This window comes from Bradyrhizobium sp. UFLA05-153 (assembly GCF_054185185.1).
Genome location: NZ_JBBIAM010000087.1, coordinates 1 through 15,389, shown reverse-complemented (window position 1 = coordinate 15,389; position 15,389 = coordinate 1). Strand labels below are relative to the sequence as shown.

Annotated in this window: 10 protein-coding genes; 8 read left to right on the top strand and 2 right to left on the bottom strand. The window is 59.1% G+C overall.

Translation table 11 applies throughout. The annotated features are described in order from the left end of the window. Positions 1-136 precede the first annotated feature (136 nt). Positions 137-1,486: a group II intron reverse transcriptase/maturase gene (ltrA, locus tag Q2941_RS35975; protein ID WP_458195441.1), complete on the top strand. Its 1,350-nt coding sequence runs from the start codon at positions 137-139 to the stop codon at positions 1,484-1,486. 201 nt (positions 1,487-1,687) lie between these two features. Here ltrA and Q2941_RS35970 read toward each other — a convergent pair whose 3' ends face one another. After that, positions 1,688-3,646 (bottom strand): glycoside hydrolase family 127 protein, encoded by a 1,959-nt coding sequence (locus Q2941_RS35970; RefSeq protein ID WP_458195440.1) that lies wholly within the window; start codon positions 3,644-3,646, stop codon positions 1,688-1,690. 1,285 nt (positions 3,647-4,931) lie between these two features. Here Q2941_RS35970 and Q2941_RS35965 point away from each other — a divergent pair. Genes Q2941_RS35965 through Q2941_RS35950 form a run of 4 tightly spaced genes read left to right on the top strand, consistent with a single transcriptional unit; the run spans position 4,932 to position 11,750 of the window. Then, on the top strand, positions 4,932-6,449 hold the full coding sequence (locus Q2941_RS35965) for a Wadjet anti-phage system protein JetA family protein (RefSeq protein ID WP_458195439.1): 1,518 nt from the start codon (positions 4,932-4,934) through the stop codon (positions 6,447-6,449). Further along, a complete protein-coding gene (locus tag Q2941_RS35960; RefSeq protein ID WP_458195438.1) occupies positions 6,418-7,080 on the top strand; it encodes a DUF4194 domain-containing protein in 663 nt (220 codons plus the stop codon). The genes Q2941_RS35965 and Q2941_RS35960 overlap by 32 nt, the downstream gene beginning before the upstream one ends. After that, a complete protein-coding gene (locus Q2941_RS35955; RefSeq protein WP_458195462.1) occupies positions 7,080-10,517 on the top strand; it encodes an SbcC/MukB-like Walker B domain-containing protein in 3,438 nt (1,145 codons plus the stop codon). Before Q2941_RS35960 ends, Q2941_RS35955 begins: the two co-directional genes overlap by 1 nt. A gap of 12 nt (positions 10,518-10,529) precedes the next feature. Continuing rightward, a complete protein-coding gene (locus Q2941_RS35950) occupies positions 10,530-11,750 on the top strand; it encodes a Wadjet anti-phage system protein JetD domain-containing protein (RefSeq protein WP_458195437.1) in 1,221 nt (406 codons plus the stop codon). A 452-nt stretch (positions 11,751-12,202) separates the two neighbouring features. Here Q2941_RS35950 and Q2941_RS35945 read toward each other — a convergent pair whose 3' ends face one another. Continuing rightward, positions 12,203-12,379 (bottom strand): hypothetical protein, encoded by a 177-nt coding sequence (locus Q2941_RS35945; RefSeq protein ID WP_458195436.1) that lies wholly within the window; start codon positions 12,377-12,379, stop codon positions 12,203-12,205. An 855-nt stretch (positions 12,380-13,234) separates the two neighbouring features. On the opposite strand from Q2941_RS35945, the gene Q2941_RS35940 reads away from it, so the two are divergent. The 3 genes from Q2941_RS35940 (at position 13,235) to Q2941_RS35930 (ending at position 15,328) form a co-directional block, all read left to right on the top strand. After that, positions 13,235-13,564 (top strand): hypothetical protein, encoded by a 330-nt coding sequence (locus Q2941_RS35940; RefSeq protein WP_458195435.1) that lies wholly within the window; start codon positions 13,235-13,237, stop codon positions 13,562-13,564. Between the two features lie 34 nt (positions 13,565-13,598). Beyond that, positions 13,599-13,904 (top strand): hypothetical protein, encoded by a 306-nt coding sequence (locus tag Q2941_RS35935; protein ID WP_458195434.1) that lies wholly within the window; start codon positions 13,599-13,601, stop codon positions 13,902-13,904. 485 nt (positions 13,905-14,389) lie between these two features. Further along, a complete protein-coding gene (locus Q2941_RS35930; protein ID WP_458195433.1) occupies positions 14,390-15,328 on the top strand; it encodes a DUF2493 domain-containing protein in 939 nt (312 codons plus the stop codon). Positions 15,329-15,389: the final 61 nt, after the last annotated feature.

The following is a 15,389-nucleotide window of genomic DNA, read 5'->3' as shown; positions in this document are numbered from 1 at the left end:
CTGATGATCGGGTGGAAGTCATACTGACTGGTAGTACTCCGAGGACGGGAGAGCCGGCCACATGGGGAAGCGGTCAGCGGTAGTTGAATTGTTCTTGGGCGACATGGGCTCCATTCAACGGGAGTTACGGCCTTCTATGCAAAGAGAAGATCAGCTGACCATGGAAACGAAACTTGAACAGATAGCAGTGAAAGCTCGAAGGGAGCCAAATCTCCGCTTCACCTCGCTGGCCCATCACATCACGCGCGACCGGGTGCTGGAGAATCTATCAAAGATTCCGAAGCGATCCGCCGCCGGGGTGGATGGTCAGACGGTGGAGGCGGCGAAGGAGAGCTTCGAGGGCTGGATAGAGCCGGTGCTCCAATCCATCCACCGTCAAGGATATCGCGCGCCTAACATTCGGCGGGTCTATATCCCCAAGCCCGGCAAGACAGAGAAGCGCCCCCTTGGGGTGCCAACTGTCGCCGACCGGGCGCTCCAACGCACCACGGCTGAGGTGCTGTCCGCTATTTACGAGCAGGACTTCTTGCCCTGCTCGTTCGGCGGCAGGCCGGAGCTCAGCGCCCATCACGCCCTGGCGACCCTCAATGAGGTCATCAGCGGCGGCATGAGTGGCTGGGTGCTGGAGGCGGACTTGAAGAACTTCTTCGGGAGTCTCAATCATGATTGGGTCCTCCGGTTTGTCGAACATCGAGTCGGCGATCCGCGCCTGATCAGCTTGATCCGGCGTTGGTTGAAAGCGGGCGTCTTGGAAGATGGAGCGGTTCATCCGAGCGAGCAGGGAACCCCGCAAGGTGGATCGATTAGCGTGCTGTTGAGCAACGTGTACCTTCATTACGTTCTCGACCTCTGGTTCGAACGCGTGGTGAAGGGCCGGTTGCGGGGCGAAGCCCGACTGGTGCGCTACATCGATGACTTTGTGATCTGTTTCCAATATCGATCGGACGCCCTCCGCGTACAGGATGCCTTGCGCCTACGGTTGGGGAAGTTCGGCCTCACTCTGGAGCCGACCAAGACCAAATTGGTCGAGTTTGGTCGGTTCGCGCAAAGACACGCTGGCAAACGCGGCAGGAATCGCCCGGAAACTATCTACTTTCTGGGTCTGACGCTCTATTGCACGCGAAACCGAAAAGGCAACTTCAAGGTTGGGATGCGCACCGAGAAATCTCGGCTACGGCGCAGCCTTACGTCTCTGCAAGAGCTCATGCAGCAAATACGACATCAAACGATCAGTGAACAGGTTGGCGAAATCAACGCCGTCCTTCGCGGCCACTATGCTTACTACGGCGTCGCCGGAAATCTCCGGAGCCTCGTACAAGTCTATCGGGTCGTCGAGCGTTACTGGCGCAAGATGTTGTGCAGTCGCAGCTGGGCAGGCCATCGCCTCACTTGGGACGCCTTCCACCAAATCAAAGAGCGGACACCGTTGCTGAAACCAAAACTGCGCCTCCCATACGGGAAGCTGCAGGCGCTAGCAGTGCTGTGAACCAACTTCCGAAGAGCGTAGTGCGGTAAATCCGCACGCTACGTTCTGTGGGAGCGGGAGGCGGGTGACCGCCTCCCGCGACCCGGTGCGCTGGGAAGCCAGCGTCCCTACTGCGACCGACGGGCCAACCCATGCCGGCGCTCAACCAATGCTCTCCTGCCCGGCCAAGTTGCTTCAAATAGATGCCGCTCATCGCCTCAGTCACCACTCATTAATCCAGATCCGCATTTCGCCTTCGCCACGGTTGGCCCAGCTGAACCACGGAATGAATGTCAACCGCTGCGGTTGCCGCTTTCCAGGCACCTCGTCGTAGTGATAAAGCGGTGCTTCCTCAGAGAGCGTGTGCTGCAAACGAAAGCCCTCAGCCTGCAGCAAAGTCTTGCCGGCAAAAAGACCTCTGCCTTCAACAAGCGAAAATCGGCTGTCGGCATCAAGCCAAACATTATGAAGCTCCGGCCCGTTGTCGGCTTCTTCCAGGCAATAAACCAGAGGACCCCGCTGAATAGCTACTTTGCCGGCCAAGTGGCGAAGTTGCGGATGACCGTACACGCGGCGTACTGGCATCGGCAGCAGCAATTTGAGGCGATCGCCCGGTTGCCACGTGCGGTGAATGTGCAAATAGCCTTTGCGCGACTCGCAATTGACGACCTCGCCGTTCAGCCTGGCCTCTGGCGCGGTGCACCATTCCGGCAGGCGCAGGGCGAGCGTGTGGGTGATGGGCTGGTCCGATTCTACGACGATCTCTACACGGTCCTCCCAGGGATAGTTGCCGGTCATGCGCAGGCGCAGCGTATGCCCGCCGACCGGTACTGCCACGCTGTTGCCAATGTAGAGATTGACAAACAGCGCGTCTGAACGTGGCGTATAGATGTAGTGACCAATCGATGTGAAAAGGCGCGCGATGTTCGGCGGACAGCAGGCGCAGCCGAACCAGGGTTGTCGCACCGGTGTGACATGACTGTAGATCCGATTGGACCGCAGGGTTTTGGGATGAACTTCGAGTGGATTGACATAGAAAAAGTGCCGTCCATCGAAGTCGAGACTGCCAAGAACTGTGTTATAGAGCGCACGCTCCATCACGTCGGCATAGCGACTATCCGCCTCCATCTCGAGCATCCGGCGGGCGAACATCATCAGGCCAATCGACGCGCAGCTTTCCGCGTATACAGTATCATTCGGCAGATCGTAGTCGCTGCTGAACGCTTCGCCGGCGCTCTGCGAACCAATACCGCCGGTAATATAGATCTGCCGCTGCACCATGTTTTGCCATAGCCGCAGGCAAGCTTGGCGTTGCTGTCCGTTCTGAAGTAAACGCGCCAGATGGGCAACCCCAGTCATGAGGTATACAAACCGAACCGCGTGACCTGTTGCAGTCTGCTGTTCCGAGACCGGCAGGTGCGCCTGGCTATAGGCTTTATCTTTGGCTACCCACGGGGTGGCGTGTGATTTGCGGTTACGGGATCGCTTGTCATACTCTATGTCATAGAAGTGCGGTTCAGTGCCGCGTTGCTCCACGAAATAATTCGCTAATGTGAGATATCGGCGCTCCTGCGTCACCTCATAGAGGCGCGTCAATGCAAGTTCGATTTCCGGATGGGCATCATAGCCGTGTGACTGATAGGGCTCTGGGCCAAAATCCGCGGCGATGCGATCAGCTAGCCTGCAGACGACCTCCAGCAGGCGCCGTTTGCCGGTAGCCTGAAAGAAAGCGACGCCCGCTTCAATCAAGTGGCCGGCGCAGTAAAGCTCATGGCATTCGCTTAGGTTGGTCCAGCGCTCTCCAGGCGCCTTTACCGTGAAATAAGTGTTCAGATAGCCGTCGCCGCACTGGGCTGCCGCAATCAGTTCAATCAGGTCATCGGCGGTTTTCTCCAGTTCTGGATTGGAGTCTTGGCACAGCGACCAGGCGACCGCCTCCAGCCATTTCGCGACATCACTGTCCTGAAAAGGGGGGCCGTAGAACTCGCCCTTGGCTCGGTTCGCGGCGATCCGGAAGTTTTCTATCGCATGGCTTGGTGCGCCTTCGGGAATACGATCGTTCAATGCATCCCACTGATGAGGAATAGTCACCTCCCTCACCAATTGCTGGCATTTTCCAATAAGCGGATCCGTGATCTGTAAGTCATGGAGATTGACTTCCGTAACCGTCGGCCGATTCATCTGCCTCTCTTTCGTGTTGGATGCACAGGCTCATAGTCCACGAAAGCCTGCGCGATATCATTGTTGAGATTGCGGGGGCGCGAATTGGTAGCCCAGCAGGTCCTGCCTGCTCTGGTCAGTTCATGCGTCTTTCGCGTTCGTCGAAACCGCGGCGTGACGAGCGATCGAAGCATCCCTTTGGTCATGCAATCTGAACCAGCGGCGGAGAGTGAACTCACCTTCGTTGAACAGAATGGGACGTTCTATGAGGTTCGACGCGAACATCATTGTCGATCTCCGTACATCGTGCTGACAAGCACGCTCAAACGGTCAAGACAGCAATTTCCGTGCCGGGAACGAGCGCAGAGCGTTTGTCCGCAACAATCACGTCGTCGGTGTCCACCATCCATAGCGGGTTCAACGTGGATTCTGTGCGCCGCCTTTGGCGCGGATGGATTTTCGCTCCTTGTTGCTGATGCTCCAGTTCCGGCGGGGCATCCCGCGCTTCGTGGTTCTGGCCGCCGCCAGAGAGCCTACGATCGCGTGGCTGCCTACATCATGACCTTCGAATGCAAGCCGGGCACGCCGTGAACCGCTACACCGCCTTCATGAAGGCGCTTGAGCAGCTTCGCGTCCATCGCCCATCAGACCATGGAGCGCTGGCGTTGCAGACCAGGACATCGCCGCTGCGAAACCCCAAATGGTCTTCGGTGACGTAGGCGATCGCTCGATGGCGCACAGCCGCGCTCTGCGCGAGCTTCTCGGCTACCGGCGAGCTTCTCGGCTACGGGCCAGATGTCCTTTGTGAGTACGCGGGTTCACTGCATCCTCGCGGGTGACCGTCGTGCAAGCCGAGCCGTTTCGGGGTGAGCATATGCATGCGGCTGCGCGCTCGTTTTCTGCAGCTTTCGGCTCAAGACACAATTGGGGACCTCGAAGCCATTGGCGAGCGGTCGATAGAGTTCGTTTGCTTAGTACCGGCCGATCGATTGGAGCGCCGAAGGTCCATCCGCAGTATATGACCCCGGTGACCTGGCTCGACGTGAGAGGCGAGCGAGATGTCCGTCGTCTCGGAAGGCCGTAGGCAATCCGGGCGGGGGGCACGGGTCAGGGAAACCAGAGCTGAGCCCCTGACCTGAACGTCCCTCGACGGCGCCGGGAGGCGGGCGCTCCCGCGTTGCACCCTGCAGCACACCGCACCCTCTCGACGGATGGACAACTGTAGCTTGTCCAATTATCATGAACGGACAGGGAACGATATCGGGGCGTCCTGCCGGTTAGGGACGACTACCGGCGGGGAAATATTTTGCTGTTCAGATACTTAAATGACGATGCATTTCTGGCGTTTTCGCGAGAGCACAAGCATCTTTACTCCCTCATTTTGTTGGACTTGTACGACCGTTTCTTCACTGGCGCTCCAGCCTTCCCGACCCCGCAGGAGGTGACACACGCAATCTACGACGTGATGCGGACCAACCCGTCGCTTTGGAATGAGGGCGACGACTTCGGCGAGCCACTGCCCGAGGTTGTGTCCGCGGGGCGCAGACGGATTAAGCGCGCTGCGGCGACCAAGACTGACACGGCGGACCGAGCGCTTCTCATTGCGCGTCAACTCTACCAACGCCTGATCGCGTGGGGCTGGCTTGAGGAAGAGGAATACGGACTACGCGTGACCGTCGATATGTCGATGGGGCCGCTTCTCGTGATCCAGCGCCTGGCCAGCCTGAACAAGGATGTCTCCCAACGGTTCGGTGGTCTTATTGTTACCGTCCGCATAAACCTCGAGGCCGTGGAGAAACTCAACCCGGCGGTCGTTGATAGGAAGCAGCGGGATGTCGCGTTAGCACTGCGGGAGGCGCGTAACCAGGTAGATCAGTTCACGAAGAGCCTGCGGGCCATCCTATCGGACCTGAAACGGATCCGTCGTACGGTTATGGAATCCAAGACGATCGGCGATCGGCTCGAGGCGTTCTTCGAGGAATTCGTAGAGCAACTCCTGCTACGTGATTTCGAGTCGATCCTGACGTTCAATCACCCCTACCGCTTCAGGGACACCATCGTCGATCTAGCGAGACGAATCGCCCATACGCCTGCAACCATGCAGGTGCTTTCGGAGGAGTACGTGAATGCGAGCATTTCGCCATTCATGTCGGAGGCGATCCTCGACGTCGAAGGTGATCTTCTCGCGATCGAAAGCACGTTCGGTCAAATCGGCGAAATGTTCGAACGAATTGAGGCCTTTCGCCGTCAACTCGAGGCCCGCGTCCGGAACACCATCAAATACGCTGAGCGCGGGACCCACGGGTTGGTGGGACGGGCAGGGGATCTGGTGCGCCGCCTCGACGCGCTCATCGCGCGTGGGCGCCATGCGAACGCCACCGTCGAATGGAGCCTCGAGCCGCTTAGGTCGCCTTGGTCGGAATTCCATCATGCGCCGAGCCGCGAGCCGCGCAGACCTATTGAACTCAAGCCCTTGGGCGATTGGCCTGACGATCCCCTCTACGAGCTCCGTAAGCAACTGCGTCGGCGATACATCGAGAGAATTGCGCCCGGTCCCGAGGAGGTTCAGCGTTTTCTCGAAAGTCAGGTGCCGGTCGCGGGGACAAGAGAAGCACGATTTATGGCGCTCAAGACGGTTGACGATTTCCTGGCCTTTGACGCCGCACGCAGGTTCGCGCTGACGAACGAAATTCCCCCAGAGGTTGGTCTTCACTTCGAGCTCGAGTTTGCTCCGGATTCTCCGCCACATGATAGCGAGTGGTTGCGGTGTTCCAATTTCATAGTCAGGCGCCATGCAGCTGCGAGGCGCCGCCATGCTCAGTGAGTTCGAAGCGATCGAGCGCAGCTTGGGCGCCGAAAAGGCCGCTGACGTCAGGAAGGCGGTGCATTTCCTATTGAGGCGGCAATTCATTTTCGCTGGCGATCCGCGAACGGGTACGGTCTACAATGTGATCATGGACGGCCGCTTTCGGTCGGTGATCGACGAGTTCTTCGACAGTTGCGGGTATCGCGTGCACCGGGACACTGAAGCCCAGTGGGCCGGCATCACCGCTATGGGCGAAGACGTGCCGTTGCCCCGAATGAAGCTCGACGAGACCATTGTTATCCTCGTGTTGGCCGCCCACTGGCAAGACGAGGTCAATGTCGGCGCGGTCGAGGACCGCGCCATAGTCGTCGCCACGGTGAACAATCTGTTCGACCGCTACAAGGACATGGTTCAGCCGAACGGTTCAAGCGCGATCTCCCTGGGGCGCTTCCGGGAGATCTTGAAGGAGGCATCTCAAAGGAGTCTCGTCGACATCGGCGACTTCGACAGCGAGGCTCAGGACTTCGAGGTAGCGATACGTCCGATGATAAAGCTAATCAGCGGCTCGGACGCCCTGCAACGGATCGAACGTTACGTCCGATCTCAGGAAGTGAGCGCACCCCAGACGAGCGATGGAGACGATTCGTGATGGAGTTGCGTCATGCGTCCATGGTCAACTGGCATCTCTTCGACGTCGAGGATTTCGATCTGACGGGACATGCCGGCGTGTTCGGCGAGAACCGGTCCGGCAAGTCGACCATTCTCGACATGGCTCAAGTGGTGTTGACCGGCGGGAACAAGAACGTTCAGCGCCTCAACGCGGTCGCTGGCGACAAAGGGAAAAGTCGTAGCGCTTCCAAACGAACTATCGTGGACTATTGCCTTGGCGCTTTGGGTGAGGACGAACGTAAGCGAGAGCAGGCGCGCACTTACATTTGTCTCGGATTCGTCGACACCGAAGGCAAGCGCCCTCCGGTGTCGATCGGGATGGCGATTGAGGCTAGGCGGTCGGAGACCAACGAAACCGTGCTCGGCCGCTTCGTTGTTACCGGCAAGATATTGAAGGCCGCGGACTTCATCGAGATGCGGGACGGCAAGCGATTTGCGGCAGAATGGGACGATGTTCGCAATCGGGTCGTCTCGGCGGTCGGGCAAGAGAACTTCGTCAACCACCGTGACAAGGCGATTGACTACGTTCGCGAGTATATGCGCAAGCTGGTCCCGCATGCGTCGATTGTGGGAGAGCAGAACGCGAACTCGCTCCAAAAGGCCATCGTGAATGCGATGACCTTGGATCACGATCAGACCGCCACCGAGTTTGTGAGAAACTACATTCTCGAAAAGAACAACATGAAGGTGGGAGAACTTCGGGAGTCGATCCGTACCTACCGTAACATCAACGATACGATCCGCACGATGCGCGAAAAGCTTGAGGCGCTCGTCGCGCTGAAAGCCATTCTTGTCGAACTTGCCGAGTCCCATGAACGCAAGGCCCGGGAACAATGGATATCGAAAAGAGCCTATTGGTATGCGGCACGTACGGCCTACCTAGCCGAAGTCGCGAAGTTCACGGAGGAGGCGGCGAAGCGCGACGCGGCCAAGGCTGAGATGGATTTCATCGATAGCGACTTGAGGGCAATTGAGACTGAAATCAGAAGGCTGGATATCGCAATCTCCGAGCATGATGCAAAGAGCGGACGCAGCACGCTCGCGCAATCGCTGACCTCCGCCTTGCAGGCAGGGCAGCGTGCAATCATTGAATTCGAGCGAAGGTTGGAGTCTGTCCGTTCTCTGCAGGCGCTGATTGCGATGAGGGATTTTGGCTTCGACGAGTTCATCCCATTGATTTCCGGGCTGACGCGGGCCGCGACCGACGCGTCCATTGAGCGGCCGACCGGCAGCTTGCTGGATGCGGAAACGCGACTGCTTGCCTCCGATGGGACGCTGGTGCTGAAGGTGGATCAGGCGCGCCGTGACCTCATTCGAAAGGCCGAGGACGAAAGGGGGCGAGCGCGGTTGCTTGAAGATCGGCTTCGTCAGCATGCGAGCGGTGGAAGCTCGATCTATTTGCATGAAGACACAGAGCGTTTGTGCCTCAAGTTGCGGCAGGCCGGGATGTCGCCCCGCGTGTTGTGCAACCTCATTGAACTATCGGATGTCTCCTGGACGGCAGCGGCGGAGGGCCTCTTAGGCCGAGACCGGGAGGCGGTCTTTGTCGATCGGCCCGATATCGCGCGCGCCACGGCTCTCTTCAAAGAAGGACGTCGAGAGTTCCGGCGTGCTTCGTTAGTGAGCCTGAATAAGCTCGATCCGAGCGGTCCCGGACCGCGCACTGGAATGTTTCCTGCGCTTTTCAAGTCCGACGACCGGGATGCCATCGCATTCATCGTCCGGAGACATGGGACGGTGCGATTGGCGGATACGCTCGCTCAGTTCAACGAGCCGGGTCGGGCGATCATGAAGGATGGTCTCTACGATGATGGCTTGGTGCGGACGCATCGCGCGGCCGAGCCCTCGGACTTCAAAATCGGCAAGGCGGCGCAGGCGCAGGCTTTTCGCGATCTGAAAGACCAGGCCGAACAGCTTTCCGATGCGCACGTAAGGTCGGACGGAGCCGCCAAGCTCGCTGATGCGGCGTACGTACAGCTCGGAAGAATCTTTGACGACAAGTTGCCGTCCTTCAAGACTATCGGTGGAGACTACGAAAAGTCGGCTCTGGAGCGGAAAGAACTCGAGCAACGTATCGCAGCGCTGGACGGTGCCGGGGACGGCGGCTTGACGCAAAAGCGACACGCCCAGTTAGAACTGAAGCGCCATCGCGCTGCGCAGAGGACCCCGCAAGAAGAGGCTCACCGCAGGCATACAAGAGCTGCCGACATTGCGATGCACACCATCGAATCCGGAGAGGGTACTTCGGGCTCGCGGCTCGGTGTAAAGGTAGCTTGGGCTTCGTACGGGCAATACCGAAAGCTCTACGATCGAATCTCCGGGCGAGCGACCTATCGGTCTCGGTTTGATGATCTATCCCCGAAGGCAATCCTGGATCGGCACAGGATGATCGCTTCCGAAGCATGGAAAGCGGCCGGTGGCGCGGATAATGACCGGATTAGGATCGAGCGTCTCGTTCGGGAGGCGCTTGGAGCCTACTTCGATAAATTCGGTGTCGTTTCGCATGTTGGCACCGAGAGCGAGCCTCTGCAGGAAGTAAGGCCCTGGATGGAGACGTTGATCCAGGAAATGGAAGAAAACGAGCTGCGGCGGTACGAGCGACAGGCAAGGGACGCGGCCGATAAGGCGAAGACCCTGTTGCGAGGCGAATTCATCAACGCCTTGACGTCTCGCATCAGCAAAATGGAGCGGGAGCTCTCGGCAATGAATCTTGGCTTGGCCGATCACCCTTTCCACAATGAACGATATTCATTCCACCACGCGCGCCTGGTCGAATTTCAACCGATTTTGAAGATCGTCGAGATAAGCAAGACCTCGCCAGAGGCGCTCGACATGTTGTTCAAGGGGGACGAGGTCCCAGAGGACTTTCCTCATCGGGACACCTTACGGGAGATCGAGGCGCTGCTTGAGGATCCCGACAAGGATTTCAGTCTTTTCGAGGACTATCGCAACTTCTTCACCTTTGAGATCCACATGCAGGACATCGTCACAAGCCGGACGACGAGGTGGGAGACGCGACGCGGCACGGGGTCCGGTGCCGAGCAACAGGTTCCGATCTATGTCGCGATCGGAGCCTCGCTCGCCGCTGTCTACGGCAGCGGCAAGTCCGGAACGGGTCGTCCTTCAGGCATGTCGGTAGCGATCTTCGATGAAGCGTTCTCCAAAATGGACGGAAAAAATCAACGACAGATGATGAGCTTCTATAAGAAGCTCGGGCTCCAGATCATCATTGCGGCGCCCAATGAGAAGAGGATCGCCGTTCTCGAGCATATCGACACCGTAGTCGAAGTGGATCGAATTGGTGAAAGCGCTCGGGTCACGGTGGCCGAACTCAAGGAGCGCGCTCGCAGAGAACTTCAAGCGATGGATCCCGACCGCATGTCGGATGATGAGCTCAAGAAGATGGCCGCGGAATAGGATGCCAAGGGGATGCCAAGGCAGTTCACCGACGCACGCTTGCTGATGTCGGATCTTCTGGACCGTTATGAAGGCGGGGCCGAAAGCCCGATCGCCTATCCGGACTACGACGGGTTTATTGATATCGCTCAAATGGACAGGTTTGTTAGGGAGCTTCGCGACGCGGAGGGACGTGGAGGTATCCGCCTAACCAGAGGGCGGGGGCTTAAAAGCGAGCAGATCAAGCACGCCAGGCTAGAGAACGCCACATTGGTGTACGAACTGCTCGGACGAAGACCGGTCGGAGAGCTCATGGAGGCGGCGACGGGCCGTCTGCTGGAGGGACTGCAACTGCCGGTCCAATTCGAAGCTTCGTTGGAGGCGCTTCGGTCGGCCTGGTCCCGCCGCCGGGAGTGGCAGGGTTTCTCGCTCGACGACGCCGATCGCCTCAAGCCGGCCTTCGTCATGGCGAAGGCAATCTTTGAGCATCGGCACGTCGGTCTGGACTACCGGACCTTTTCGCGACGCTTTGCCGGTGACAGCAAAGCCCTTGAACGGCTCGAAGGACCGGTTGTTCGCATCTTAAGTGGGCTGGTTGAGGTTCCGCCGGCCGCCCGTCCGCGGGATGCGCTCCGGACGTTGGGACTGGAGAAGTTCGCGCCTCCGATGTTGCTGTCCGGGCGGTTAGATTTTGACGTCGCCCAGTTGTCAGCCGCGGCGCCGATGTATTTCGGCATACCGCCCGGCGAGGCTGAGCGACTGAGGTTTCCAGAGCAGCCGCAATACGTGCTTACTGTCGAGAATTTCGCGAGTTTTAGTCGCCACATTATGGAGGCAGACCCGCAGCGCACCGGCATTACCATTTACGTAGGTGGGTATCCGTCGCTTGCGACCCAGGATGCTTTGAAATCGATCGCGACAGCGCTGCCTGCTGACGTTCCATTCTTCCATTGGTCGGACATCGATCCGGATGGGACCTGGATCTTCCGCACCATAGAGAGCTCGTTAGCGAGGGAATTGAAGCCTCACCTTATGTCGGCAGATTTGGCCGACAGGCTGGGCAAGCTGCCGGCCGATCGTACCAGGCTGCCGACCGGCGCCGTCCCGTCTGCCATCTCCGACCTCGTAGCCTATCTTAGGGGTGATGACGCAAAGTGGCTGGAACAGGAGGAGCTTGATCCTGAGCTGCCGTCATCTGCGAATGCCGTGGCCGCTCAAGACCCCCGAAAGGTCCCTGACAGACTACCACAATAAAGACGCTCGGTTTCAACCGGAACGCCACGCCGAGCTAGTCAACCGGCTTGCACCGCTCTGGCAGACCGCCGTCGCTCGATCAGATTCAGCGGTCGCAATTGCTCTCGCGTCGTTGTTGTCTGAGTCGCCTGCAATCAGTGTGATTCCAACCGCCATTGTGCCGACGACATCTCTGGCCGGGACCCGCGGCATCGGGCCGATGCTGGTAAAGGACATCCACGTATTCACGGCGCATCGGCGCAGCGAGCCTTCCTCCGCCAGTCGGATAGATTGGTCGGCTGTCCAGCCCTACGATCTTGCCGTCGTGAAAGCGATGACCGACCTTCGTCGCAGTCTCGACGCGCATCAGATTGGAGCCGAGCGCTTCAGCCTGTAGCTCTCCATTCAAATACGGCCCGTAGAGCTCCGCTGTGTCGAATTTGGAGGACGCGATTTACCCCTCGCGCCACCCGCTACTTCGCAGGTTCGGGTCGGCGCCGCGACAAGTCCGTGATCAGGCCGGTCTCGGAATCGATGATCCCGACGACCTTGATGCGGGTGAATTCGAGCACGGCGCGCCCGTCGTTGAGGACGCTGGGCTTGCGTCCTTCGACGATGCGCAGGGTGGGGCGTGGGCGGTGATCGGCCATTGGGCAACCATAGAACATAACAGGAACAAAAGCAAGTGGGGCGGATCCGATATCGCCCCGCTCGCCGAGTTGCTTCGACCGCACCGATCCTTCCCGGCTCTGCGTTCATGCCCTTGCGAAGCCGCTCATGAACTGCGCGGAGATTCTGCTCAAGAATCTGATCGACCGGCGTTCTGTTCTTTGCCTTCAACGAGAAACGCGTTCCGCGTTTGCCGCGAGGGAAAACCACTCCACACTTTGCGCTAACGCGGCCCTTCAGGTCCGGATCATGCTTAGAGAACGGCCAATTTGATCCCGGCTCTGCTGCCGCGTGGCGAGTGCTCGCAGATAGATGCGCCGAACGGACGCTGACTTTTCGACTTCGAAGAGCGCTATGACACTGATCGCTCGGGCTATCTCGGTTCGCTACATCTATGTTTCGGGAGCGGCGACCTACGGATCTTTTAATCGGTACGAAGTGCCAATCCACGCAACGGCATGTTCGCGGGAAGCGTTATGCGGGCCAGGTTTGTGCCTTCTTCGGGGCGCGTCCGCAGATGGCGGACCGGGCTTTACTCGCTGCGCTCACCGAGCCTTGGGTCTCGGCCCCATCGGGTGACAATCCCTCGCGTAAGACACACTGAGCTCCTCGCCGGGGGCACTCGGGAAAGGGTCCCGCCGCCATGAAGTATGCCGGCGTCGCTATCACTGCCCCTGTCCCGGGTGCCCTTTTAACCGGTCTCGTCGCTGCACTCGGTCCCGCGTGCCGCCTTCGGCGTCGCTATGCTCACGCTCCTGCGGGTGCCATTTTCAATGAGGCGATGCGCCCCTGGCGCACGCCTGATCCCACGCGACAAGTCTCATCATTGATCACGTATGACACATCGCGCCGTTGTGACCCCATTGCTCGCGCTCGTAACCTCTCCGATTTTCGTAGCGGAAGTCAGCGGAATTGCTCGCATCCTCGATGGCGATGCGATCGAGATCGATCAAGCAAGCATTCACCTTTCAGGCATCAATGCGCCTGAAGCAGATCAATGCCAGAGGTCAGAGACGGGCTTGTGTTTTGGCGGCAAGGAAAAAGCTGATCAAGCATTCAAGCGTGCGGCTTTGGGGGCGTGTAACCCGCCGGGGACGATCAACATGCAGGGTCGCTTGCGTAGCTTCTTCATTGAGGGCGAGGACGCAAGCCCGTGGATGGTGTGATCACGTAGGGCGCTCTCCTTTGTCCGATACTTCCATGCAACTAGAAAAGCCCGTGCGGGTCGTTGGTCAGGAACATGCATCCGCGCAGTGGGATTGGCGGCACCGGAACAAGACGACGCTCGTTCTTGGCGCGATCTTAGCCGATCAAGGCTCAAAGCCTCCTTCCCGGCGAAGTCGCGCTTCCGGCTGTGTCATCGCCGCAATGCGTGATCAAGGGGAGCGTGAAAGAAGGGGCGAGCGCATCTATCATGAGTCCGGTCAACTCGCTCAGATCAGCCTGTCGAATGGCCGTGGCGAGCGCTGGTTCTGTACTGAGGCGGAAGCCGGCCGGATGGCGTAGAGCAACACGCTGGTAGTAGACTCTAACATTTGTCTCCCATGTTCGACGCATCGTAGTCTATAGGCCTCGACGAGAACATGCACGCTTTGGCCTCGATGATTGCATCTGGCTTGCAGCTCATACCGTGCAATACGTCGCGCGACTCATGCGTCCGATCGCGTTTCGAGGTCCGTTCAAGCAAATGGCTCGCAATGCTCGTCATGATCGTTCCTTGTGAAGTTGCCCGCCGTCAGAGCCGCCCCCTTGCCTTCTAGAGGGCGATCGGACGGCAAGCGGTACGGCCCGGCAATGGCAGAAGTCACGGCTATTTTCCGCCGGCGCGTTCCGCGCCTTTGCATCGCCAAACAAAATAGCCGTGCCTCTACCATCCTTCGCTCTGCTTCGGCCCTCCGCTTCGCTGCGGGTTCTGGTCCGTTCCGCCCGCCGTCAGGTGATCGCCACGAAGGCCGCGATGGGCGCGGCCGAATCGGCAAAGGACCTCACCCATGACGACCGACCACGACGACCCTCATTTCGAGATACCCCATGCTTCGTCCCCGACCGATCACGTTCTCGCTGAACTTCAGCTCTTCGGTTTCCGTCCCTTGCAGGATGAGCCCGATCCACGGCCGCTTCCCGAAAGCAAGGCCATCACCGGCGCCATCGCCGACATCTTCGATGCGCTCGTCTCGACCCTGAATGACACGCGCCTCGAACCGGACCTTGATGACTTGCTCTGGTCGACCGTCAATCTCTTTCATCGCGCAGCGGACCGCATTGAACGCGAGCTCGATGCCAACGAGCAAGCGCAGCAGAAGAACCAGCGCGAGCAGAACGGCTCGGAAGTGCGATCCGTCGAGCTCGAACGGCTCACTGCCCAGGGCATCACGCTCATCGAACGCCGCAACACCATGGAGCTCCTCCGCGATCAGGCTGCTGAATGTTTCGAAGTCCACACCGGCTCGCCTTGGCGGCCGCGCTCCGGCTCAGTCGTCAGCCATCGTACCCTTACGGCCGCGATGATCGACAGTCGCGATTTCCTTGCCGCCAGGCGTCGGGCCGAAACCGAGGTGATGCTTCCACCAGGACCAAAGATCGCGCTCACCGGTGGGCTTGATTTCAATGACGTCTCGCTCGTCTGGGATCGGCTCGATAAGGTCCGCGCGAAGCATCCCGATATGGTTCTGCTCCACGGCGGCTCGCCGAAAGGCGCCGAATTGATCGCTGCAAAATGGGCCAGCAATCGGAAAGTGCCGCAGATCGCCTTCAAGCCGGACTGGACGAAGCATGCGAAGGCCGCGCCATTCAAGCGCAATGATGTGATGCTGGAGGTCATGCCGATCGGAGTCATGCATTTCCCCGGCACAGGCATTCAGGACAACCTCGCCGACAAGGCGAAGAAGCTTGGCATTCCGGTCTGGAAGTTTGGCAGGGGCGGCGCGTGAGCGCCGTCTTAGTGGACAATGAAAGCGACGGCGCAGCAAGTTGAAGGGACCGATGTGGCGG

Excerpts from the sequence above, each read along its gene's own strand:
- Q2941_RS35950 (WP_458195437.1), top strand. The coding sequence starts at position 10,530 with ATGCCAAGGCAGTTCACCGACGCACGCTTGCTGATGTCGGATCTTCTG.
- Q2941_RS35955 (WP_458195462.1), top strand. The coding sequence starts at position 7,080 with ATGGAGTTGCGTCATGCGTCCATGGTCAACTGGCATCTCTTCGACGTC.
- Q2941_RS35970 (WP_458195440.1), bottom strand. The coding sequence starts at position 3,646 with ATGAATCGGCCGACGGTTACGGAAGTCAATCTCCATGACTTACAGATC.
- ltrA (WP_458195441.1), top strand. The coding sequence starts at position 137 with ATGCAAAGAGAAGATCAGCTGACCATGGAAACGAAACTTGAACAGATA.
- Q2941_RS35960 (WP_458195438.1), top strand. The coding sequence starts at position 6,418 with ATGCAGCTGCGAGGCGCCGCCATGCTCAGTGAGTTCGAAGCGATCGAG.
- Q2941_RS35945 (WP_458195436.1), bottom strand. The coding sequence starts at position 12,379 with ATGGCCGATCACCGCCCACGCCCCACCCTGCGCATCGTCGAAGGACGC.
- Q2941_RS35935 (WP_458195434.1), top strand. The coding sequence starts at position 13,599 with ATGCAACTAGAAAAGCCCGTGCGGGTCGTTGGTCAGGAACATGCATCC.
- Q2941_RS35940 (WP_458195435.1), top strand. The coding sequence starts at position 13,235 with ATGACACATCGCGCCGTTGTGACCCCATTGCTCGCGCTCGTAACCTCT.
- Q2941_RS35930 (WP_458195433.1), top strand. The coding sequence starts at position 14,390 with ATGACGACCGACCACGACGACCCTCATTTCGAGATACCCCATGCTTCG.